The organism is Ochrobactrum sp. BTU1, from assembly GCA_018798825.1.
GTDB lineage: Bacteria > Pseudomonadota > Alphaproteobacteria > Rhizobiales > Rhizobiaceae > Brucella.
Genome location: CP076354.1, coordinates 974,116 through 996,008 on the forward strand (window position 1 = coordinate 974,116; position 21,893 = coordinate 996,008).

The window sequence follows — 21,893 nt, forward strand, 5'->3', positions numbered from 1 at the left end:
TTTAAACATCACACTTGAAGAAGCCGGATTTCTGATGAGCCGCGAAAAATTCTACATCACCACCGCGATTGCTTACCCGAATGGCAAGCCGCATATCGGCCATGCTTATGAGTTGATTGCGACCGATGCCATGGCGCGTTTTCAGCGTCTGGATGGCAAGGACGTTCACTTCCTGACCGGCTCGGATGAACACGGCATCAAGATGTTGCAGAGCGCGCGCAAGGAAGGCATCACGCCCCGCGAACTCGCAGATCGCAACACGGCTGCTTTCCAGCGCATGGGTGAGTTTCTGAACAGCTCGCACGACGATTATATCCGCACCTCGGAAGAACGCCACTACAAGGCCAGCCAGGCAATCTGGCAGGCAATGTCGGCCAATGGCGATATTTATAAGGGCGGTTATGCGGGCTGGTATTCGGTGCGCGATGAAGCCTATTACGGCGAAGAAGAAACTGAGGTGCGTGCGGACAATGTTCGCTACGGTCCACAGGGCACGCCGGTCGAATGGGTTGAAGAAGAAAGCTATTTCTTCCGCCTGTCGAATTATCAGGACAAGCTCCTTGAACTCTATGAAAACAATCCCGGCTTCATCATGCCTGCGGAGCGTCGCAACGAGATCGTTAGCTTCGTAAAGTCGGGCCTGAAGGATCTGTCAATTTCGCGCACGACGTTCGACTGGGGTATTCCTGTTCCGGGCGATGAAAAGCATGTCATGTATGTGTGGGTCGATGCGCTGACCAATTACATCACAGCACTCGGCTATCCTGATACGACTGACGAGAAGTGGGCTTACTGGCCTGCGGATGCGCATATTATCGGCAAGGATATTTCGCGTTTCCACGCGGTTTACTGGCCTGCATTCCTGATGTCGGCGGGCGTTCCCCTGCCAAAGCGCGTATTCGCGCATGGCTTCCTGTTCAACCGCGGCGAAAAAATGTCGAAGTCTCTCGGCAATGTCATCGATCCGTTTGAACTGGTCGAACGCTACGGCCTTGATCAGCTGCGTTATTTCCTGATGCGTGAAGTGCCGTTCGGTCAGGATGGCAGCTATAGCCACGATGCAATCGTCAACCGCACCAATGCCGATCTCGCCAATGATCTTGGCAACCTCGCACAGCGTTCGCTATCGATGATTGCAAAGAACTGCGAAGGCAAGGTTCCAGTTCCGGCTGCATTCTCGGATGCCGATAAGGCCATTCTCGATCAGGCTGATGCTGCATTGGAAACCGCGCGGAAAGCTGTCGGCGATCAGGCATTGCACATCGCCCTCGGGGCTATCTTTGCCGTTGTTGCGGAAGCAAACCGCTATTTTGCGGGGCAGGAGCCTTGGGCGCTCCGCAAGACTGACATGGAACGCATGGGCACAGTGCTCTATGTGACGGCAGAAGTGATCCGCCGCGTTGGCATCATGGTTCAGCCTTTCATTCCGCAGTCGGCAGAAAAGCTGCTCGATACTCTGGCAATCCCGGCAGATCAGCGTCAGTTCTCTGACGTAAGCGCACATCCGCTTGTCGGTGGCGCAGAACTGCCTGCACCGCAGCCGGTTTTCCCGCGCTATGTGGAAGCGGAAGAACAGAACTGAGCTGAATATGCTGGTTGATAGTCACTGCCATCTCGACTTTGCGGACTTCGAGCCCGAGCGCGACGCTATTGTAAACCGCGCGCTCGAGGCTGGCATCAAACGCATGGTCACGATTTCGACGCGAGTACGCAAGTTCGATACGATCCTCGCACTGACCAAGAAATATGATTCAGTCTATTGTTCGGTTGGTACGCATCCGAACAACGCACATGAAGAGCTGGATGTTACTGCCGATGATCTCGTGCGGCTGGCAGAGCATCCGAAAGTTGTCGCCATAGGCGAGGCGGGGCTTGATTATCATTATGATTATGCGCCGCCAGAAGCCCAACGTCAGGGCTTCCTCGTGCATATTGAAGCTGCACGTCGTACGCAGTTGCCGCTTGTGATCCACGCACGCAGCGCGGATCAGGACATGGCTGTTATTCTGGAATCTGAGACTGCGAAGGGTGCATTTCCCTTCATCCTGCATTGCTTTTCGTCAGGGCGCGCTCTGGCCGAAAAGGGTGTCGAGCTGGGCGGCTATGTGTCATTCTCGGGCATTCTTACTTTTAAGAATTCGGCTGATATTCGCGAAATTGCACAGATAGTTCCGCGTGATCGTTTGCTGGTTGAGACTGATGCGCCTTATCTCGCGCCTATGCCGCATCGCGGCCAGCGCAATGAGCCATCATTCGTGCAGCACACAGCAGCCGTGTTGGCTGAAACGATTGGTGTAAGCCGCGAAGAAATCGCTGACATTACCAGCGAAAATGTCTTCCGGCTTTTCTCCAAAATGCCAAAGCCTGCCGAGGAATAATCATCGTGGTATCGCCTCGCAATTGTCTGCGTTTCACAATTCTCGGGTGCGGTTCGTCTCCCGGTGTGCCACGCATCAACGGTGATTGGGGCAATTGCGATCCTAAGAATCCAAAGAACAAGCGCCGCCGCGCGGCTTTGCTTGTTGAACGGTTCGACGCCGACGGGAACAGCACGGTCGTTGTTATCGACACGGGCCCGGATTTCCGGGACCAGATGATTGATGCCAACGTGCCGTCGCTTGACGCTGCTGTTTATACTCATCCACATGCCGACCATATCCACGGCATCGATGACTTACGAACCTATGTCGTTGAAAACCGGCGACTGATGGATGTGTATGCCAACCGGTTGACACGCAACCGCCTGTTTGAAGCCTTCGGCTATTGTTTTGAGACGCCAGTGGGATCGAGCTATCCGCCGATCCTTTCGATGCATGATATCATGGCAGAAACAGCATTCTCGATCACGGGTGCGGGCGGGTCGATCCGCTTTGAGCCATTTATGCAGGTGCATGGCGATATTGAATCGCTTGGCTTCCGCATTGGCAATGTCGCTTACTGCACGGATGTCAGCGCGTTCCCGGATGAGAGCCTGAAATATATCCGCCATGCCGATGTGCTGATTATTGGTGCGCTGCAATATCGCCCGCATCCAAGCCATTTCTCACTGGAGCAAGCGTTGGAATGGATCGAATTCTTCGGACCAAAACGCGCAATCCTGACGCATATGCATGTGCCGCTCGATTACGATACGGTTATGCGGGACACGCCTGATCACGTAGAACCCGGCTATGACGGCTTGCGATTTGAAGTGCCTCTTTAGAAAGAAAAAGCCCGCTGCGAATTTCGCAGCGGGCTTTTTTCATTGATACGCAACGGTATCAGGCAACAGAGCCCTTAACCGGGAATGGCATCACATTGCTGGCTTCAGCTTCTTCGTTCTGAGCCTTTTCAGATTTGTCTTCAAGCTGCAGACCGCCAGCACGAAGCAGGTCAGAGAAGCGGCCACCACGCGCAGCCAGTTCATCGAAGCTGCCGCGTTCGACCAGATGACCTTTGTCCATGAACAAGACAATATCGGCAGAACGGACGGTCGACAGACGGTGCGCGATGATGAAGGTCGTGCGGTTCTGGCTTAGATCATCAACAGCCTGCTTGACCTTTTCTTCGGTCTCAACGTCAAGCGCACTGGTCGCCTCGTCGAGTACAAGGATTGGTGAATCTTTCAGGATAGCGCGGGCAATCGCCAGACGCTGACGTTCACCACCTGAAAGCTGCGAACCACGTTCACCGACAACCGTATCGTAACCATTGCCCTTTGCGAGAATGAAGTCGTGGGCAGCAGCAGCCTTGGCAGCAGCATGAACCATTTCATGAGACGCATCTTCATTACCGACGCGGATGTTTTCTTCAACCGAACGATTAAACAGACCGGCATCCTGAAACACGGTTGCAATGGCATGGCGTAGCGAACGACGGCTGACAGTACGCGTATCGGTGCCATCAATCAGAATGCGACCAGCGGCAGGATCGAACACGCGCTGAAGGATATTGATCAGCGTGGTCTTACCGGCACCTGTCGGACCAACAATAGCGACGGTCTGTCCCGGTTTCACTTCAAACGAAACGTCATAGACGCCCTGACCCGAATTCGGGAATTCGAAGGTCACATTGTCGAACACAATGCCACCCTTGACATTTTCAAGATCGGTTGCGCCTTGCGGTTCCTGACGGTCGGCCGTCGCGTCTTCCATCTCGAAGAATTCTTCAAGCTTGGCACGGGCGGTCACAGTCTGGTTGATGAAGGCGCTGATCTGGTCAAGACGACCGATCATCAGCTGCGCAAAGCCGATAAAGGCAATCACGTCACCAACGCGCATCTGACCCTTGGTCACAAAATATGCGCCAAGCAGAAGCACGATAACCATCGAGAAGGTCGAGGCCATACGGTTAAGACCGCTGGCGAGCGCCCACCAGTTGAGAACCGGGAACTGGACGTTTTCGAGGTTTTTGGCATAGGTACGCAGCGCCTGCGTTTCAGAGGCAATGCGGTTATAGCTCTGCACGACAGAAACGTTGCTGATCGTGTCGCTCACATGCTCGAAGAGCTTATGGTGATGCTTTTCAACCGCGGTCTGGCCATCTTTGGTCTTACGCATGACGAGCTGGCCAATCATCACATAGATGACACCGAGCACGATAAGAACCATGGACATGCGAAGGTCCATGCTCATTGCAACCGGAATAAGCGCGCCCAGAGCCACAATCGTGGTCAGGTGCTGACGCATGAATTCAAGCCAGAGAGTGAAGAGCGAGTCTGTCGCGCGGATCAGCGTATGCAGTGCATTCGACGTACCGCGCTTCTGGTGCCATGCAAGAGGCATGGTGATGATGCGCTCATAGGAGTCTATCATCACGCCCAGACGGCGACGATGGGCGAGGCGGTCAGCCCCACGCGCAACGAAGACTGCTGCAATGATGTTAAACCCGCCAAGAGCGGCCCACATGGCGAGCTGCGTAACGATATCTCCCTTGTCGGAGATAGCCTGAATTACCCGACCGAAAAGGATCGGTTCGGCCAGCATGACAAGGGCAACCAATACGCTTGCTATACACATGGTTATGGTTGCGGCTTTCTCAGCCGCAAGATATTCCATGGCACGCCAGTAGATTTTGAGCAATGACACCTTCGGACTCCCGCTCGTTCTATTTCACTGGACTAAATGGTGCAGTCCCGTTGTTCTATCAATATGCAATGACGGCAAGAAGTGGCGATTGGGTGTCAAGGTTGACCATAAATTAAAAATAGATGTAACCGACCGTGAAGAGTCTAAGGCAGTTTTGTTACAGTGGCAGATTGTTGTTTTCGTCGATTATGCCTAGCAATCCGGCCTTGGCGCGTCTATTGACAGATTTAAAGCGCATTCCGGCGACCGGCTCACGGTTACGGCCTGTAAGACGCACCAGAGACAGGCACGCGAAGCTCGTGCCCCTAAGAAGTATTGATCGGGTTTTCCATGGCAGGCGTTGAACAAAAGAATGTGGCTGCAGACGAGACGGGTATGCGTCTTGATCGCTGGTTCAAGGTTCATTTTCCCGGACTTGGGTTCGGACACCTGCAGAAACTGCTGCGTTCCGGACAGGTTCGCGTGGATGGCGGTCGCGTAAAGGCAGATACACGTCTGCAGGCAGGCCAGTCGGTCCGCATTCCGCCATTAGGCGTTGATGAGAAGGCCACCGGTCCTGTAACTGCGCGCACTATTCGCAGTCAGGAAGATGGTGATGTCCTCAAGCAGATGTTGATTTATGAAGACGCCAAGGTCTTTGTTTTCAATAAGCCTGCGGGTCTGGCAGTGCAGGGCGGTTCCGGCCTTGTCCGGCATGTGGACGGTATGCTTGAAGCATGGCGCAATAAGAAGGGTGAAAAGCCTCGCCTCGTACATCGTATTGACCGCGATACGTCAGGCTGCCTTGTTGTTGCAAAGACACGCGGTGCTGCACAGGCTCTGACCGCTGCATTCCGCGAGCGTGACACCAAGAAAACCTACTGGGCACTTGTGAAGGGCGTTCCACGCAAACGCGAAGACAAGATTTCAACTTGGTTGGTCAAAGAACAAACGCCGGATGGCGATAAGATGCGTGTTTGCCAGCATGGTGAACCGGATTCCGATCATGCCGTCTCTTATTATAGGATCATCGAGAAGGTCGGTAACAACCTGACGTGGTTGGAAATGGAGCCTTACACGGGCCGCACCCATCAGCTGCGTGTTCATGCAGCGCATATTGGTCATCCAATCATCGGCGATCCTAAATACTTTGAAGCTGACCAGAACTGGGAATTCCCGGGCGGCATTCAGAAGAAATTGCATCTTCACGCCCGCCGCATTCGCATCCCAAATCCATCGGGTGGCACTATTGATGTCACCGCACCGCTGCCACCGCATATGGTGCAGTCGTGGAACTTGCTTGGCTTTGATGAGGTAGACGCGGAAGAGTAAAGATGTCGGCTACGGGGGGAGGATCGGTTCAGGGCCGGGTGTCGTTCGACGGGCTGGCAATTGCCCTCGTCATGTTCATCATGTTCACCTGGGGGCTTAACCAGGTTGCCATCAAGATCGGCAATCGCGGCTTTAATCCCATGCTCATGGCCGCAGGTCGTGCAGCTTTGGGCGGCCTTTGCGTTTTTCTCTGGTGTTACTGGAAGCGCATTCCGCTGTTTGGCCGTGATGGCACACTGAAGCCAGGTATTCTGGCCGGTCTTCTTTTTGGTGTCGAATTTGTTCTGATCTTTCTGGCGATGGAACTGACCAGTGTGGGACGTGTCACGCTGATGATGAATGTCATGCCGTTCTGGGTCGCTATCGGCAGTCATTTTCTTTTGGGCGAACGAATGTCCATGCGTGCCTTCATAGGCATGTGCGTGGCGTTTCTTGGTGTTTTCGTGGTCTTTTCAGATCATATCAGCCGTCCCGGCCCCAATGCGGTCTACGGCGATCTGCTTGCGCTGATTTCCGGTATGCTTTGGGGAATGACCACGCTCGTCATTAAGCGGTCTAAGCTTGCAAGTGCTGCGCCTGAGAAGACGTTGCTTTATCAGCTTGCCGTAGCAGCACTCGTGCCGTTGCCATTCATGTCTTTGAGCGGACCATTGATCCGCGATCCCGATATGCTCTCAGTTCTGTCATTTCTATTTCAGTCAATGTTCGTGGTAGCTGTGACATATCCATTGTGGTTCTGGATGGTGCGTCGGTATCCGGCGTCCAAATTGTCCAACTTTGCATTCCTAACGCCAGCTTTCGGCGTACTCCTCAGTGGATTGCTGCTCAATGAACCACTGGGTTGGAAAATCTTTGCCGCACTCGGTCTGATCGGGCTAGGCCTCATTATCATCAATCGACCAGCAAAAGCCGGAGCCGCCCGATGAAACTCGTTCTCTTTGATTGTGATGGCACGCTTGTCGATAGTGGTGACACTATTCACCATTGCATGGTCGCCAGTTTTAATGACGCTGGACTTGTTCCGCCTGAAATCGAGCAGACCCACTCAATCATCGGTCTTTCTCTTCCAATCGCTATTGCGCAGTTGCTCGGTCGCGAAGTTGACGAACAGGCGCACTGGCTCACGCAGCGTTACAAGGAAAACTTTGTAAAGTACCGTCAGAACCCTGATTTTGCAGAGCCGCTTTATGACGGTATTCTGCCACTTCTGACTGAGCTTGGCAGTCGCGATGATTTGTTGTTGGGTATCGTTACCGGTAAGTCGCAGCGTGGCGTGCGTTCGATTTTCGAACGTCATGGCATTGGACATCATTTCATGACCGTTCGTACCGCCGATGATTGCCCGTCCAAGCCTCATCCGGCTATGGTGCTTGAATCCTGTGCCGAAATGGGGATAGAACCAGAGCGAACAATCGTGATCGGCGATGCGATCTACGATATGCAAATGGCTCGTTCAGCAGGTGCGCGTGCCGCTGGTGTTTCGTGGGGCTATCATAAGCCCAACGCACTGAAAGATGCAGGCGCCCATTATGTCATGAACAAGCCTGAAGAACTCCATGCGATTCTGCATGAAATGGATGCTTTCGCATCCTGACCTACAATAATTGGATATTATTATGCGCGACACTCTGAGCGATCCCCAAGCTGAAATGCCGATTTCGCAAACCGACCCGGTAAAGCGCTCTCAGGAATTGATGCGCACACCGCTGCCGAAGCGCTTTTATGAAAAAGCTGAAGTTGCCGAAGCCGAAGGCGGGTTCACCGTGCATCTCGATGGTCGTCCGGTCAAAACACCGGCACGGGCTGTTCTGCTTCTCCCAACAAGCGAAGCTGCGGAAATTATTGCGGAAGAATTCCGTGCACAGGTGGAAGTTATAGATCCTTCCAAAATGCCTGCAACGCGTTTGGTGAACACGGCGATTGATGGCATTGCTCAAGACCCGCAGGCGGTTTTCGAAGACATTCTGCGTTTTGCCGGAACGGACATGATCTGTTACCGCGCCGCGAGCCCGAAAGAGCTGGTTGCGCGTCAGACCGAACAATGGGACCCATTGATCGACTGGGCAGAAAGCCTTGGCGCACGTTTTGCACTTGCAGAAGGTGTGATGCATGTCGAACAGTCACGCGAAGCGATTTCAGCTTTCGGCATTCATCTGTCGGAATTCAAGAATCCTATTGCGCTGGCATCGCTCCATACGATGACGACGCTGACCGGCTCCGCACTGATTGCATTGGCAATTGCCAAAGGCGAAGTCTCTGTCGAAGACGGTTGGAACCGTGCCCATCTCGATGAAGACTGGACTGTCGAACATTGGGGCGAAGATGCTGAAGCGCAGGCACGTCGCAAGACACGTCTAGGCGAAATGATGGTCGCAGCCCGCGTACTTCAAGCGCTCTAGTTATTATTTATCTAATAGCTGTAACAAACTGTATAAAAAGAGAAAACCCGGCTTTCGCCGGGTTTTCTTTCGCGCGCCTTCTGGCACGTCGTTCCCCTCGGTAACTCAAGCGCATCCCCAAAATCGTAAAACGGTTTTCGCATAAGAGGCGCTTTAAAGAAGTAACCGGAGCGCGTGGCAATCTCTGATTGCCACGCGCAATTCCGATTAAACCGAGTAGTACATATCGAACTCAACCGGATGCGGCGTTGTTTCATAACGCAGCACTTCAGCCATCTTGAGTTCGATGAAGCTATCGATCTGGTCGTCCTCGAATACGCCACCAGCCTTGAGGAATTCGCGATCCTTGTCGAGCGCCTGCAGGGCTTCACGAAGCGAACCGCAAACGGTTGGGATCTTCTTCAGTTCCTTTGCAGGCAGATCGTAGAGATCCTTGTCCATGGCCTGGCCTGGATGAATCTTGTTCTTGATACCGTCAAGACCAGCCATCAGCAGCGCTGAGAAGCAGAGATATGGATTTGCTGATGGATCCGGGAAGCGAACTTCAAGACGCTTCGACTTCGGCGACGAGCCGAATGGGATACGGCAAGAAGCAGAACGGTTGCGAGCCGAGTAAGCCAGTAGAACCGGAGCTTCATAGCCAGGGACCAGACGCTTGTAGGAGTTGGTCGATGGGTTGGTGAATGCGTTCACAGCCTTGGCGTGCTTGATAACGCCGCCGATGAAGTACAGGCAGTTTTCTGACAGACCGGCATATTCATTGCCAGCGAAGGTTGGCTTGCCGTCTTTCCAGATCGAGAAGTGAACGTGCATACCCGAGCCGTTGTCGCCGAAAACTGGCTTTGGCATGAAGGTTGCAGTCTTGCCGTAGGCATTGGCTACCTGATGCACGACATATTTCTGGATCTGCATCTTGTCGGCGTTGCGGACGAGCGTGTCGAATTTTGTACCCAGCTCGTGCTGAGCTGAAGCCACTTCGTGGTGATGCTTTTCAACCGTTACGCCCATTTCCGTCAGAACGGTGAGCATTTCGGAGCGCATGTCCTGAAGACTGTCCACTGGTGGAACAGGGAAGTAACCACCCTTGACGCGTGGGCGATGGCCCATATTGCCGGTTTCGTAATCGGTATCATCGTTCGATGGCAGTTCGGTCGAATCGAGCTTGAAGCCGGTGTTGAACGGATCGACCTTGTACTTGACGTCATCGAATACGAAGAATTCAGCTTCCGGGCCGACGTAAACAGTGTCGCCAATGCCGAGCGACTTCATGTAGGACTCAGCCTTCTTTGCAGTCGTGCGTGGATCGCGGCCATAAGCTTCACCCGAAATCGGATCAAGAATGTCGCAGAGAATTACCAGCGTGGACTGAGCAAAGAACGGATCAATGTGAGCGGTTTCCGGATCTGGCATGAGAACCATGTCGGATTCATTAATAGCCTTCCAGCCACCAATCGAAGAGCCGTCGAACATGACGCCATCTTCAAACATCTCTTCATCGATCAGGCCGACATCCATCGTAACGTGATGCAGTTTGCCTTTTGGGTCTGTGAAGCGGAGGTCAACAAACTTGACGTCGTTGTCTTTGATCTGTTTCAGAATGTCATTGGCAGTCGTCATTTTGGTATCCTGTTTGCACGACGATGGTCGGTAGACTTGGTTTCGTTAGATCGCGTCCACGCCGGATTCGCCGGTACGGATACGGATAACTTCTTCGATATTGGAGACGAAAATCTTACCGTCACCAATGCGGCCCGTCTGGGCTGCCTTGCGGATAGCTTCAATGGCGCCATCGACGGTTTCGTCGGCGACGATGACTTCGACTTTCACTTTTGGAAGAAAATCGACGACATATTCCGCGCCACGGTAAAGCTCGGTATGGCCCTTCTGTCGGCCGAAACCCTTGGCTTCAATTACAGTAATACCCTGCAAACCAACTTCCTGAAGGGCTTCCTTCACTTCATCGAGCTTGAAAGGCTTAATGATGGCTTCGATCTTTTTCATCAGAGAATTGTCTCCGCTCTTGTTCGGAAATGGACATTGTGCCCGTTTCGTAAATATAGAAGCATGAACTGTGCCAACTCGATCTATGCCGATCAAATTTTTTAAGTTGCTTGCTTTTTCAAGCAAAAATTCCCGAAGTTGCCCTGTCACTCCCAGAGAAAATGGCACCAAAGTCAAGGCTAGCGCATTTTCAGTAATTTCAGAAGTGCAACTTTCTTTGGCCCAGAGTGGCATTATTATTGTCATTGAGACAAGGCTGTCCGTATGAAAGATATTCAACAAGGTTTCGAGCTTGTTAGCGATGCATAAAAAATAGACAAAATGCGCAGAAGTTAATCAATCTTGATGGAGCGCAAGTGCCGCGTAATTAATCACTTCGATAATAAGGGGAAGTGGAAGCCATGTTTGAACTGCTGACGCCAGCGGAAATGTCGAGTGCGGATAGACTGACTATCGAATCTGGCACGCGCGATGGTTTTTCACTGATGCTCGCCGCCGGTCATGCGGTCGCGCATGTGGCTCTGGGCATGTTTGCAGGTAAGGGGCCGATAGCCGTTCTTTGCGGACCCGGAAATAATGGTGGCGATGGTTATGTAGCCGCGCAGTTTCTGCTTGAGGCTGGCATGGATGTCATGTGCTTTGGAACTGCACAGCCCCGGCAGGGTTCCGACGCTATGCGGGCATTGCTGTTTTATAAAGGAGAAGTGCGTCGGCTCAGTGCGTTTTCGCCGGTCGATTTTGCAGGCGTTATTGATGCGCTATACGGTGCAGGCCTCACGCGTAGCATCGGGGGTGTCGAAGCTTCCGTTATTGGAGAATTAAACGCATCCGGCATTCCGGTTATAGCTGTCGATTTACCGAGCGGCATTTCCGGTGCGAGCGGTCAAATATTGGGTGGAGCCGTCGATGCGCGCGCAACGGTGACGTTTTTCCGCAAAAAACCGGGCCATTTGCTACAACCGGGCAGGGCACATTGCGGAATTCTTCATGTTGCAGATATTGGCATTGCTGATGACGTTCTGACCACTATCAAACCCCAGACATTTGAAAACTCACCTGAGCTTTGGCGAGGTCAGCTGCCGCAGCTTTCAATCAACACGCACAAATATAGTCGTGGTCACGCGGTCGTCTTTTCCGGACCTGCGCATTCAACGGGTGCCGCGCGACTGTCAGCAATGGCTGTGGCACGGAGTGGTGCCGGGGCAGTTACACTTTTATCGCCGCCTGATGCACTTCTGACAAATGCCGCGCATCTGACGAGCATCATGGTACGCGAAACCCGCAATATCAAAGATGTAGAGACATTTGTGAAGGATCGCAAAGTAGCTGCCTGTGTGCTCGGTCCGGGATGTGGCAGCCCGTCATTTGCGCGAGATCATGCTTTGTTGCTCCTTTCCGCCGTTGATGGGCAGGCAGAATATCTGAAAGGGCTGGTGCTCGATGCGGATGGCATAACGGCATTTGAAAATAAGCCAGATCAGCTTTTTAAGGCCAAGCGTAGCGCGCATACGGCTCTTGTGCTCACGCCACATGAAGGCGAGTTCAGACGTCTTTTCCCGGATATTGCTGCGGAAGCAGATAGTTCAAAGACGGATAAAGCGCGTCAAGCCGCAAGCCGCGCCAATGCCGTCGTGATCTATAAAGGCCCGGATACGGTGATTGCTGCGCCTGACGGTCGTGCCATTATCAACGCAAACGGTACAGCGTTTCTCGCAACAGCTGGATCCGGCGATGTACTGGCGGGTATTGTTTGCGGACTGCTTTCACAGGGGATGCCAGCCTTTGAGGCGGCAAGTGCAGCTGTGTGGATACACGCTGACGCTGGACGACGCTTCGGTCACGGGCTTATTGCAGAGGATTTGCCGAACCAACTGCCCGCTGTCTGGTCTGCACTTGAACGATTAGCGCCCTGAGCTGCGGCTACCACCGGTTCCGACATCGACGGAAACACTGCCGGAAATCGAAACATCGGTATTGCCAACGCGGAAGTTTTTCCAGCTTCCGGCGGGTTGCGAATTGGGTTCCGGGGCAGGCGGAGGCGCAGATACAATAGGCTTCTGCGGTTCTACGCCTGGCAACCCTGTCGGTGCTTGGTCTTGAGCAAAAGCGCTAGCTGATAATACTGTTGAGGAAACAGCAGTAAATATTAGAAATCGCTTCATATTCTCAATCCTTATTTCAGACCTGATCTGCAACTGCTTCCAGAAGCTGTTCAGCCATATTGAGCGTGAACTCATCATAGTGAGAGATGACGCGGCTCGGTTCATAATGCTGTACCGGCAAGTCAGTATAACCGAAATCGACGGCAACCACAGGGATACCAGCTGCCTTGGCGGTGTCGATGTCTGTACGGCTGTCGCCAACCATGATGGCGCGGTCGCGATTTCCGCCCGCTTTGGCAATCGTATCTGTCAGGTGGCGTGGGTCAGGCTTGCGATAAGCAAAGGTATCTGCACCACAAATTGCTGCAAAACGGTTTGCTTCACCCATAGAAGTCAGCAATTTGACGGCCAGAGCCTCAAACTTGTTTGTGCAAACAGCCAAGGTGTAACCATTCGCGCTGAAGCGATCCATCGCTTCAAGAACGCCAGGATAAAATGTCGAGTGACCCGGCATATGCGCTGCATAATGTTCGCGAAATTCTTCGACAAGGTGATCAAGCTTCACGTCATCGACCTGCTTCTGCTGTGCTGCAAAAGCGCGCTCGATCATGACGCGGCCGCCCTGTCCAACGAAGCGGCGCAGAGATTCACTATCAGCGGTCCGCAGACCTGAAATAGCAAGGCAATGATTCAGACTGTCCAAAAGGTCCGGAGCCGTTTCGACCAGGGTTCCGTCGAGATCGAAAACGATAATGGGTTGGGAATTGACAGCGGACATGTGACTTCCTTCAGGAATGATACTTGCGAGCGCATTGCTAAACGCTTTCTCAAATAGGCCAAATCGTTCGCAGAAACGAGAGCCTATCGCAAAAATCGCGATATTTTGTATTGAGCGCTTTGTTGCACCGCACGCACATGCTAGAGGCGTTCACGGAGCCGGGTGAGAATCCGCTGGGAATATAGGAATTCAGGCATGGATGAAGCACGCAAGCTGAAAATCGCCGCCGCTGCAGAGGCACTGACGCACGTCAAGGACGGAATGCGTCTGGGAATTGGAACAGGCTCAACAGCCGAAGAATTCGTGCGTCTGCTGGCCGAAAAGGTAAACGGTGGTTTCAAGATCATCGGTGTACCGACATCTGAGCGGACTGCTGCTCTTTGCGCTGAACTCGGTGTTCCACTGACGACACTCGAAGAAACGCCGCATCTCGATCTGACCATTGACGGTGCAGACGAAGTCGATGCCAATCTGTCGCTTATAAAGGGCGGCGGTGGTGCGCTTCTTCGTGAAAAGATTGTCGCGGCTGCATCCGACTCAATGATTGTTATTGGGGACGGATCGAAGGTTGTTGAAGCGCTTGGACGCTTTCCGCTGCCGATTGAGGTTAATCGTTTCGGTCTTGGCGCAACTTTGCGCAGCATTGAGTTGGCAGCATCGCAATGTGGCCTTGCAGGTCCACTGGTCCTGCGGTTAAAAGATGGCTCGCCGTTTGTAACGGATGGTGGACATTATATCGTGGATGCATCTTTTGGCCGCATTCCCGATCCAAAGATTCTATCCGACGCTCTCTTCGCCATACCGGGCGTTGTTGAGCATGGACTTTTCATCGGACTGGCACGGGCCGCGATTATCGCAGGCGCTGACGGTATCCGAACCATGAACCGGCCTTGAAGCGCCGACACGAATTGTTTGAACGGAGTACCGACCATATGATCCCGGCAACTGGCTTCCGCCGTCTGATTGCACCGTTTTCCGCACTCGTCCTGATGTCAGGCGTTCATGCGGCTTCTGCACAGGAAATTTCTGCTTCGCATCTGGAAGCTGCACGCGCAGCAATCGCTTCTATCAATGCGACGGAGCAGTTTGATGAGATCCTGCCAAGTGCAGCTCGCGCTCTGAAGGGCGAACTCATCCAGAAAGATCCGAATCTCGAAGCTCTCATCACCAAGACCGTTGATGACAAGGCTCTCGCTCTTGCGTCGCGTCGCGCAGACCTCGAAACCGAATCTGCCCGCGCTTATGCAAACGCATTCAGCGAAGATGAACTCAAGGCAATTTCGGCTTTCTACACCTCGGAAGCAGGCAAGAAGCTTCTCGCTGAAGGTCCAATCGTGACTCGTGAAGTCGTTAAGGCTGCAAATATCTGGCAGAACGGCATTGCTCGTGACCTCGCAACCGGTGTTGCAGAAGTTCTCGCAGCGCAGGCTGGCGCAACTGCTGCCCCAGCTACCCCTGAGCAGCCAGCGCAGCAGTAATTGCTTGCAGTAAACTAAAATTTAGAAGCCCGGCGACTTGGCCGGGCTTTTTCTTTTGCTTACATAAACCGCAGTGTTGATTTTGAATGGAGAGCACCATGGCCGACTACGATTATGATCTTTTTGTTATCGGCGGTGGTTCCGGCGGTGTCCGGGCAGGGCGTCTGGCCGGTGCCATGGGCAAGAAGGTTGGTCTGGCCGAAGAATATCGCATGGGTGGAACATGCGTTATCCGTGGTTGTGTTCCCAAGAAGCTCTTTGTCTACGCTTCGCAATTTCCCGAGCATTTTGAAGACGCCGTTGGCTATGGCTGGGAAGTTGGCAAATCGAGCTTTGACTGGAAGAAACTGATCGAAGCCAAGGACAACGAAATTACCCGCCTTGAGGGCCTTTATCGAAAAGGCCTGGAAAATTCCAAGGTCGATATTTTTGCAAGCCGCGCCGAGCTTATCGATGAGCATACTATTGAGCTGAAAGCAGATGGTCGTCGCGTAACCGCTGACCAGATTCTGATTGCAACCGGTGGGCACCCAAGTGTGCACGACTCTCTACCGGGCGCAGAATATTGCATCACTTCCAACGAAGCATTTCATTTGGAAGAACTGCCGAAAGCAATCGTCATTGCAGGCGGCGGTTATATCGCTGTCGAGTTTGCCAATATTTTCCACGGTCTCGGCGTTGAAACCACGATTGTCTACCGCGGCAAAGAAATCCTGTCGCGCTTTGATCCTGACCTCCGTCATCTGCTCCATGAAACGATGGTAGCAAAAGGCATACGTATCATCTGCGGTGCAGTTTTTGAGAAGGTCGAAAAGCAGTCTGACGGCGAACTGAAAGTTTCTCTGACCAATGGCGAGACACTCAATGTCGGTCAGGTTATGATGGCTATCGGCCGTAAGCCTAACACGAAGGGCCTTGGTCTTGAAAAGGCTGGCGTTAAAACCGACGCGCAGGGTGCTATCGAAGTCGACGACTATTCGCGCACCAGTGTTTCCAATATTTGGGCTGTCGGTGACGTTATCAATCGCGTTCAGCTGACACCGGTGGCAATCCATGAGGCCATGTGCTTCCTCGAGACCGCTTTCAAGGACAATCCAACCAAGCCGGATCATGAGCTGATCGCCACTGCAGTCTTCTCGCAGCCTGAAATCGGCACCGTTGGATTGCCGGAGGATGAAGCTGCGAAGAAGTATCCAGAATTGGAAGTCTATCGCGCCTTGTTCCGCCCGATGAAGAACACGCTGTCTGGCCGTAACGAAAAGATGCTGATGAAACTCATCGTTGACGCCAAGAGCCGCAGGGTTGTCGGCGCCCACATCATGGGGCCGGATGCCGGTGAAATGGCACAGCTTCTGGGCATTTCGCTAAAGGCTGGCGCAACGAAGGATGACTTCGACCGCACCATGGCCGTTCACCCCACCGCGGCTGAAGAACTGGTCACGATGTACAAGCCGACCTACCGTGTTGTGAACGGAGAAAAGGTCGACGGCTAAATCTTTCGTCGCACGCTGATCCTGTTAACGATTCTTGCTGGTATAAAGCGAGCGACTACATTATATCAACGCGATCACGTATGCCGGTTTCCGTGTTTGGGCATTGAGTTGTCCAATAGAAACGGATGCCGGCTTTCGTGTTAAGGAGGACAAAATCCGAGAGAAATCGCGCGGATAATTAAAACAGGTGTGAAATGACGAAGAACTGGACCCCGAATTCCTGGAGAGACAAACCGATCAAGCAAGTGCCGTTTTATCCAGACGCACAGGCTCTGACCGATGTTGAAGCTCGCCTTCGTACCTATCCACCGCTCGTATTTGCAGGTGAAGCCCGCAAGCTGAAGAACCAGCTCGCGGATGTTGCCGAAGGCAAGGCATTTCTGCTTCAGGGCGGCGATTGTGCGGAGAGTTTCGCAGAACATGGCGCGGATAATATCCGCGACTTTTTCCGCGTCTTTTTGCAGATGGCCGTTGTTCTGACGTTTGGTGCCTCCAAGCCTGTTGTTAAGGTTGGCCGTATTGCTGGTCAGTTCGCCAAGCCGCGTTCTTCCGACATGGAAACGCTCAATGGCGTCGAGCTGCCATCATACCGTGGCGACATCATCAACGGCATCGATTTCGATGAAGCTTCGCGTATCCCTGATCCGCAGCGTCAGGACATGGCTTACCGCCAGTCTGCTGCAACGCTGAACCTGCTGCGTGCATTCGCGCAGGGTGGTTACGCTAACCTTGAGAACGTGCATCAGTGGATGCTCGGCTTTGTTGGCAAAAGCCCGCAGGCAGAGCGTTATGCAGCTCTCGCACAGCGTATTTCGGAAACGATGAACTTCATGCGTGCCATTGGGATCACTTCCGATAGCAATCATTCGCTCCGTGAAACCGATTTCTACACCAGCCATGAAGCATTGCTGCTTGGCTATGAAGAAGCGCTCACACGCGTCGATTCGACCTCCGGCGACTGGTACGGCACTTCAGGTCACATGATCTGGATTGGCGACCGTACACGTCAGGCCGATCATGCGCATATCGAATATTGCCGTGGCATCAAGAATCCGCTCGGTCTGAAATGTGGCCCATCGCTGCAGCCGGATGATCTCATCCGTCTGATCGATCTTCTCAACCCAGAAAACGAAGCAGGTCGTCTGACGCTCATTGCTCGTTTCGGTTACGACAAGGTCGGCGATCATCTGCCACAGCTCATCCGTGCTGTTGAACGTGAAGGCCGCAAGGTCGTCTGGTCTTGTGACCCGATGCACGGCAACACGATCACCGCAGGCGGTTACAAGACGCGTCCGTTCGACCGCATCCTCAAGGAAGTGGAATCCTTCTTCGCGATTCATCGTGCCGAAGGTTCGCATCCGGGCGGTATTCATGTCGAAATGACTGGCAAGAACGTCACCGAATGCACCGGCGGCGCTCGCGCAATTTCGGCGGAAGACCTGCACGACCGTTACCACACGCATTGCGATCCACGTCTCAATGCCGATCAGGCACTTGAGCTGGCCTTCCTTCTGGCAGAGTTGCTCAAGAAGGAACGTGACTCAGGTTCGGAAAAGCAGGCCGTTAACGCCTAGTCGGATCAAGCCACATCAATTCAACACAGGGCGGAGGATTTATCCTCCGCCCTGTTGTGTTTCGGCTGAATTCGCTTATTGATTTTGGCGAAAACTCACTTGGGGGCATCGATGAAGCGGATTATTCTGGCGTTTCTCAATTCAATGCGTGCTCTCCGGCATTTGGCCAAGCACGAGAAAGCGGTTCAGCAGGAGCTTGTCCTGTTTCTGCTTTCGTTGCCAATCGCATTTTTCCTGGCTCCTAGTGCGCTGGCATTCTTGCTGATGACGGGATCGATCCTGTTCCTCATTCTGGTTGAAGTGCTCAACACGGGTATTGAGGCCACTTGCGATGCAGTCTCGCGTGATTTTCATAAAGAAATTCAGATTGCCAAGGATTGCGGGTCGCTCGCCGTCCTGATCGCGATTGTGTTTGTAGCTGCCACATGGGGCTATATTCTTATTACGACCTATATGATCTGACAAAGAACAGCCGTTCTTGAACTCCATCCGTTGCAATTAATTGCACAAGCGCGCTAAAGCTTGGGCATGATCAGCACCAGCGAGAATCTCGATATGCTTCGTATTGCCGTTGCACAGCTCAATCCCGTTATGGGCGACATCGCCGGAAATCTTGCAAAGGCGCGTGCAGCCCGCGCAGAAGCAGCCAAAATGAACGCCGACCTTGTGATGTTCACCGAGTTGTTCATTGCAGGTTATCCGCCGGAAGATCTTGTGCTGAAGACTGCCTTTGTCGCGGCCTGTGAAAAGGCTGTTGGTGAGCTAGCCAAAGACACCGCTGACGGCGGCCCGGGCGTTATTATCGGCACGCCTATGCAACGCAATAGCGGTTTGCATAATTCGATTGCTGTACTGGATGGCGGCGAGATCATTGCCGAGCGTTTTAAGGTCGATCTGCCGAACTACGGCGAATTTGACGAAAAGCGCGTATTCCAGCCGGGTCCAATGCCAGGTCCGGTGAATTTCCGCGGTGTGCGCATTGGTATTCCGATTTGCGAAGATATCTGGGGCGATCTCGGAGTAGCCGAAACGCTAGCTGAAAGCGGCGCTGAATTTCTCTTGGTGCCAAACGGTTCGCCTTATCACCGCGCCAAGATCGAACGCCGCTATCAGGTCGTTTTGAAACAGGTTATCGAAACCGAACTTCCGATGCTCTACGCCAATCAGGTTGGCGGGCAGGATGAGCTGGTCTTCGATGGTGGTTCCTTTGTTTTTAATGCCGACAAGACCCTGAGCCTGCAGATGCCGCAATTTGCGGAAGCGATTACGCTGACTGTCTGGAAGCGGGACGGCGAGGGCTGGAATTGCGAAGCAGCTGAAAAGGCAAAGCTGCCAGAAGGTTTGGAAGCTGATTATGCGGCCTGTATGCTGGGTCTGCGTGATTATGTGAACAAGAACGGCTTCAAGGATGTCGTGCTTGGTCTGTCAGGTGGTATCGACTCCGCAATCTGCGCGGCGTTAGGTGTCGATGCGCTTGGCAAGGATCGCGTGCGCTGCGTGATGCTGCCATATCGCTACACCTCGGAAGAGTCGTTGAAAGACGCTGCCGATTGCGCGAAGGCGCTTGGCGTGCGTTACGATATTGTGCCTATCGCAGAGCCTGTCGAAGGCTTTCTGTCTGCATTGAAGCCAATGTTTGAAGGTACTGAGAGCGGCGTTACTGAGGAAAATCTACAAAGCCGCGCACGCGGCACTATCCTTATGGCAATTTCCAACAAGTTCGGTTCGATGGTTGTGACCACGGGCAACAAGTCGGAAATGTCGGTGGGCTATGCAACGCTTTATGGTGACATGAATGGTGGCTTCAACCCCATCAAGGACGTCTATAAGATGCAGGTTTTTGCTCTGTCCGAATGGCGCAACAACAATGTTCCGGTTGGCAGCCTTGGCCCTGCTGGCGAGGTTATCCCGACAAACATCATCACAAAAGCGCCATCCGCAGAATTGCGTGAAAACCAGACAGATCAGGACAGTCTTCCGCCTTATCCGGTGCTGGACGACATTCTCGAATGCCTCGTTGAAAACGAAATGAGCAATGCCGAGATCGTCGCGCGCGGCCATCAGCTTGAGACGGTGCAACGCATCGAGCACCTGCTTAATCTGGCCGAATACAAGCGCCGCCAATCTGCGCCTGGTGTCAAAATTACCAAGAAGAATTTCGGACGTGATCGTCGTTATCCAATAACGAACCGCTTCCGCGACCGCTGAGAGATTTCATAATGACCGTAACAGTTCGTTTTGCACCGTCGCCGACGGGGTATATTCATATTGGCAATACACGTACCGCACTTTCAAACTGGCTTTACGCCAAGAAGAACGGCGGCAATTTTATTCTGCGTTACGATGATACAGACGTTGAACGCTCCAGGCAGGAATATGCCGATGCTATTGCCGTCGATCTCGCATGGCTGGGTGTTACGCCTGACCGGGTCGAATATCAGTCAAAGCGTTTTGATGTGTATGCCAAGGCTGTCGAGAAGCTGAAGCAGGCTGGTCTTCTCTATGCCTGCTATGAAACAGCAGACGAACTCGAACGCCGTCGCAAGCTTCGTCTCGCGCGTCGTTTGCCGCCAGTCTATGGCCGCGAAGCTCTGAAGCTGACCGATGATGAAAAGGCAGCTTTCGAAGCTGAGGGCCGCAAGCCGCACTGGCGCTTCCTTCTACCAAACTTTGAAAGCGATCCTTTCGCAACCACACGCACTGAAGTCCATTGGGATGATCTGGTGCGTGGGCCACAGACTGTAGATCTGGCTTCCATGTCCGATCCGGTTCTGGTTCGCGAAGACGGCACTTATCTCTATACGCTGCCATCGGTTGTTGATGATATTGATCTTGGCATCACCCACATCATCCGTGGTGACGACCATGTCACTAATTCGGGCGTGCAGATTGCAATTTTCAAGGCGCTCGGTGCCGAACCGCCGGTCTTTGGCCACCACAACCTGCTCACCACGGTTTCTGGCGAAGGGCTTTCCAAGCGCTCTGGCGCTCTTTCGGTCGGTAGCTTACGTGAAAGCGGTTATGAACCTATGTCGGTCGCTTCGCTGGCCATTCTGATCGGAACATCCGAGTCCGTTTCGGCAGCGATCGATATGGATGCCTTGGCAGAACGTTTTGATCTTGCTGCGATTTCAAAATCATCGGCAAAGTTTGACCCAGCAGAACTTGATACGCTTAACCGCGCTTTGCTGCATGATATGCCTTTTGAGAAAGCGAAAGAGCGTCTCGAAGCACTCGGCATTTCAGGCGATCAGGCAGAGGCTTTTTGGGCAACTGTTCGTGGCAATCTTGAGCGTTTCAACGATGCGGCTCATTGGTGGCAGATCATCAATGGCGATCTGCCGGAAAAGCCGGAGCTAGCCGAAGAAGATCAGGTGTTTGTGCAGGAAGCCTTTAAACTGCTACCTGCTGCTCCTTGGGATAAGCAGACCTGGAAAACATGGACCGATACTGTGAAGATCGCGACGGGACGCAAGGGCAAGACATTATTCATGCCCCTGCGTATCGCACTTACGGGGCAGGCGCATGGTCCGGAGCTTGCGGACCTACTGGTTTTGATTGGTCCGGATAGAACGAAGATCCGACTACTCTAACTTTCGAGCTTTCCGTATAGGTGCGCTCCGCTGGCGGTGTGGTTGCTGTCGGAGCGATATAGTCAGTTGGTTGAACTTTTGGTTGTGATGTCGGCGCG

Annotated in this window: 20 protein-coding genes; 15 read left to right on the top strand and 5 right to left on the bottom strand. The window is 53.1% G+C overall.

Annotated elements, in window-relative coordinates; translation table 11 throughout:
* Positions 1 to 34: 34 nt before the first annotated feature.
* Genes metG through KMS41_04710 form a run of 3 tightly spaced genes read left to right on the top strand, consistent with a single transcriptional unit; the run spans position 35 to position 3,202 of the window.
* Entirely contained in the window at positions 35 to 1,582 is a 1,548-nt protein-coding gene (metG, locus tag KMS41_04700) for a methionine--tRNA ligase (GenBank protein QWK78533.1), read from the top strand.
* Positions 1,583 to 1,589: 7 nt separating this feature from the next.
* Positions 1,590 to 2,378, top strand: a complete 789-nt coding sequence (locus tag KMS41_04705; GenBank protein QWK78534.1) for a TatD family hydrolase — start codon at positions 1,590 to 1,592, stop codon at positions 2,376 to 2,378.
* Positions 2,379 to 2,383: 5 nt separating this feature from the next.
* Positions 2,384 to 3,202, top strand: coding sequence for an MBL fold metallo-hydrolase (locus KMS41_04710; GenBank protein ID QWK78535.1), 819 nt, complete (start codon positions 2,384 to 2,386; stop codon positions 3,200 to 3,202).
* 58 nt (positions 3,203 to 3,260) lie between these two features.
* Here the strand turns inward: KMS41_04710 and KMS41_04715 are convergent, their stop codons facing one another.
* Complete coding sequence (locus KMS41_04715; GenBank protein QWK78536.1) at positions 3,261 to 5,066, bottom strand: glucan ABC transporter ATP-binding protein/ permease; 1,806 nt, start codon at positions 5,064 to 5,066, stop codon at positions 3,261 to 3,263.
* Positions 5,067 to 5,396: 330 nt separating this feature from the next.
* Here KMS41_04715 and KMS41_04720 point away from each other — a divergent pair, with 330 nt between their 5' ends.
* From KMS41_04720 to KMS41_04735, 4 genes are read left to right on the top strand one after another with little or no spacing between them, the layout of a single operon-like run.
* Entirely contained in the window at positions 5,397 to 6,377 is a 981-nt protein-coding gene (locus tag KMS41_04720; protein ID QWK78537.1) for an RluA family pseudouridine synthase, read from the top strand.
* Positions 6,378 to 6,379: 2 nt separating this feature from the next.
* A complete protein-coding gene (locus KMS41_04725; protein ID QWK78538.1) occupies positions 6,380 to 7,303 on the top strand; it encodes a DMT family transporter in 924 nt (307 codons plus the stop codon).
* Positions 7,300 to 7,971 (top strand): HAD-IA family hydrolase, encoded by a 672-nt coding sequence (locus tag KMS41_04730; protein QWK78539.1) that lies wholly within the window; start codon positions 7,300 to 7,302, stop codon positions 7,969 to 7,971. Before KMS41_04725 ends, KMS41_04730 begins: the two co-directional genes overlap by 4 nt.
* Before the next feature lie 22 nt (positions 7,972 to 7,993).
* On the top strand, positions 7,994 to 8,776 hold the full coding sequence (locus KMS41_04735) for an ATP12 family chaperone protein (protein ID QWK78540.1): 783 nt from the start codon (positions 7,994 to 7,996) through the stop codon (positions 8,774 to 8,776).
* Positions 8,777 to 8,983: 207 nt separating this feature from the next.
* On the opposite strand, the gene glnA is transcribed toward KMS41_04735, so the two are convergent.
* A complete protein-coding gene (glnA, locus tag KMS41_04740) occupies positions 8,984 to 10,393 on the bottom strand; it encodes a type I glutamate--ammonia ligase (GenBank protein ID QWK78541.1) in 1,410 nt (469 codons plus the stop codon).
* 45 nt (positions 10,394 to 10,438) lie between these two features.
* A complete protein-coding gene (locus KMS41_04745; protein QWK78542.1) occupies positions 10,439 to 10,777 on the bottom strand; it encodes a P-II family nitrogen regulator in 339 nt (112 codons plus the stop codon).
* A 401-nt stretch (positions 10,778 to 11,178) separates the two neighbouring features.
* Between KMS41_04745 and KMS41_04750 the strand changes: the two genes are divergently transcribed.
* Complete coding sequence (locus KMS41_04750) at positions 11,179 to 12,690, top strand: NAD(P)H-hydrate dehydratase (protein ID QWK78543.1); 1,512 nt, start codon at positions 11,179 to 11,181, stop codon at positions 12,688 to 12,690.
* Here KMS41_04750 and KMS41_04755 read toward each other — a convergent pair.
* Both KMS41_04755 and KMS41_04760 read right to left on the bottom strand, forming a co-directional pair.
* Entirely contained in the window at positions 12,679 to 12,939 is a 261-nt protein-coding gene (locus tag KMS41_04755; GenBank protein QWK78544.1) for a hypothetical protein, read from the bottom strand. The genes KMS41_04750 and KMS41_04755 overlap by 12 nt on opposite strands.
* Before the next feature lie 16 nt (positions 12,940 to 12,955).
* Positions 12,956 to 13,657: a phosphoglycolate phosphatase gene (locus KMS41_04760; GenBank protein QWK78545.1), complete on the bottom strand. Its 702-nt coding sequence runs from the start codon at positions 13,655 to 13,657 to the stop codon at positions 12,956 to 12,958.
* Positions 13,658 to 13,852: 195 nt separating this feature from the next.
* On the opposite strand from KMS41_04760, the gene rpiA reads away from it, so the two are divergent.
* The 7 genes from rpiA to KMS41_04795 all read left to right on the top strand — a co-directional run bounded on the left by rpiA (position 13,853) and on the right by KMS41_04795 (position 21,795).
* Positions 13,853 to 14,551, top strand: coding sequence for a ribose-5-phosphate isomerase RpiA (gene rpiA / locus KMS41_04765; protein ID QWK78546.1), 699 nt, complete (start codon positions 13,853 to 13,855; stop codon positions 14,549 to 14,551).
* A 38-nt stretch (positions 14,552 to 14,589) separates the two neighbouring features.
* Positions 14,590 to 15,135 (top strand): DUF2059 domain-containing protein, encoded by a 546-nt coding sequence (locus tag KMS41_04770; protein ID QWK78547.1) that lies wholly within the window; start codon positions 14,590 to 14,592, stop codon positions 15,133 to 15,135.
* Between the two features lie 98 nt (positions 15,136 to 15,233).
* On the top strand, positions 15,234 to 16,628 hold the full coding sequence (gor, locus tag KMS41_04775; protein ID QWK78548.1) for a glutathione-disulfide reductase: 1,395 nt from the start codon (positions 15,234 to 15,236) through the stop codon (positions 16,626 to 16,628).
* Between the two features lie 194 nt (positions 16,629 to 16,822).
* Positions 16,823 to 18,202 (top strand): 3-deoxy-7-phosphoheptulonate synthase class II, encoded by a 1,380-nt coding sequence (locus KMS41_04780; protein QWK78549.1) that lies wholly within the window; start codon positions 16,823 to 16,825, stop codon positions 18,200 to 18,202.
* A 111-nt stretch (positions 18,203 to 18,313) separates the two neighbouring features.
* A complete protein-coding gene (locus KMS41_04785) occupies positions 18,314 to 18,664 on the top strand; it encodes a diacylglycerol kinase (protein QWK78550.1) in 351 nt (116 codons plus the stop codon).
* Positions 18,665 to 18,730: 66 nt separating this feature from the next.
* On the top strand, positions 18,731 to 20,410 hold the full coding sequence (locus KMS41_04790; protein ID QWK78551.1) for an NAD+ synthase: 1,680 nt from the start codon (positions 18,731 to 18,733) through the stop codon (positions 20,408 to 20,410).
* Positions 20,411 to 20,421: 11 nt separating this feature from the next.
* Positions 20,422 to 21,795 carry a glutamate--tRNA ligase gene (locus tag KMS41_04795; protein QWK78552.1) on the top strand — a complete coding sequence of 458 codons (1,374 nt, stop codon included), beginning with the start codon at positions 20,422 to 20,424 and terminating at the stop codon, positions 21,793 to 21,795.
* Positions 21,796 to 21,893: the final 98 nt, after the last annotated feature.

Coding starts and splice junctions, on each gene's coding strand:
- KMS41_04760 (QWK78545.1), bottom strand. CDS start 13,657: ATGTCCGCTGTCAATTCCCAACCCATTATCGTTTTCGATCTCGACGGA.
- KMS41_04720 (QWK78537.1), top strand. CDS start 5,397: ATGGCAGGCGTTGAACAAAAGAATGTGGCTGCAGACGAGACGGGTATG.
- gor (QWK78548.1), top strand. CDS start 15,234: ATGGCCGACTACGATTATGATCTTTTTGTTATCGGCGGTGGTTCCGGC.
- rpiA (QWK78546.1), top strand. CDS start 13,853: ATGGATGAAGCACGCAAGCTGAAAATCGCCGCCGCTGCAGAGGCACTG.
- KMS41_04795 (QWK78552.1), top strand. CDS start 20,422: ATGACCGTAACAGTTCGTTTTGCACCGTCGCCGACGGGGTATATTCAT.
- KMS41_04705 (QWK78534.1), top strand. CDS start 1,590: ATGCTGGTTGATAGTCACTGCCATCTCGACTTTGCGGACTTCGAGCCC.
- KMS41_04780 (QWK78549.1), top strand. CDS start 16,823: ATGACGAAGAACTGGACCCCGAATTCCTGGAGAGACAAACCGATCAAG.
- KMS41_04750 (QWK78543.1), top strand. CDS start 11,179: ATGTTTGAACTGCTGACGCCAGCGGAAATGTCGAGTGCGGATAGACTG.
- KMS41_04755 (QWK78544.1), bottom strand. CDS start 12,939: ATGAAGCGATTTCTAATATTTACTGCTGTTTCCTCAACAGTATTATCA.
- KMS41_04730 (QWK78539.1), top strand. CDS start 7,300: ATGAAACTCGTTCTCTTTGATTGTGATGGCACGCTTGTCGATAGTGGT.
- KMS41_04770 (QWK78547.1), top strand. CDS start 14,590: ATGATCCCGGCAACTGGCTTCCGCCGTCTGATTGCACCGTTTTCCGCA.
- glnA (QWK78541.1), bottom strand. CDS start 10,393: ATGACGACTGCCAATGACATTCTGAAACAGATCAAAGACAACGACGTC.
- KMS41_04735 (QWK78540.1), top strand. CDS start 7,994: ATGCGCGACACTCTGAGCGATCCCCAAGCTGAAATGCCGATTTCGCAA.
- KMS41_04745 (QWK78542.1), bottom strand. CDS start 10,777: ATGAAAAAGATCGAAGCCATCATTAAGCCTTTCAAGCTCGATGAAGTG.
- KMS41_04725 (QWK78538.1), top strand. CDS start 6,380: ATGTCGGCTACGGGGGGAGGATCGGTTCAGGGCCGGGTGTCGTTCGAC.
- metG (QWK78533.1), top strand. CDS start 35: ATGAGCCGCGAAAAATTCTACATCACCACCGCGATTGCTTACCCGAAT.
- KMS41_04785 (QWK78550.1), top strand. CDS start 18,314: ATGAAGCGGATTATTCTGGCGTTTCTCAATTCAATGCGTGCTCTCCGG.
- KMS41_04790 (QWK78551.1), top strand. CDS start 18,731: ATGATCAGCACCAGCGAGAATCTCGATATGCTTCGTATTGCCGTTGCA.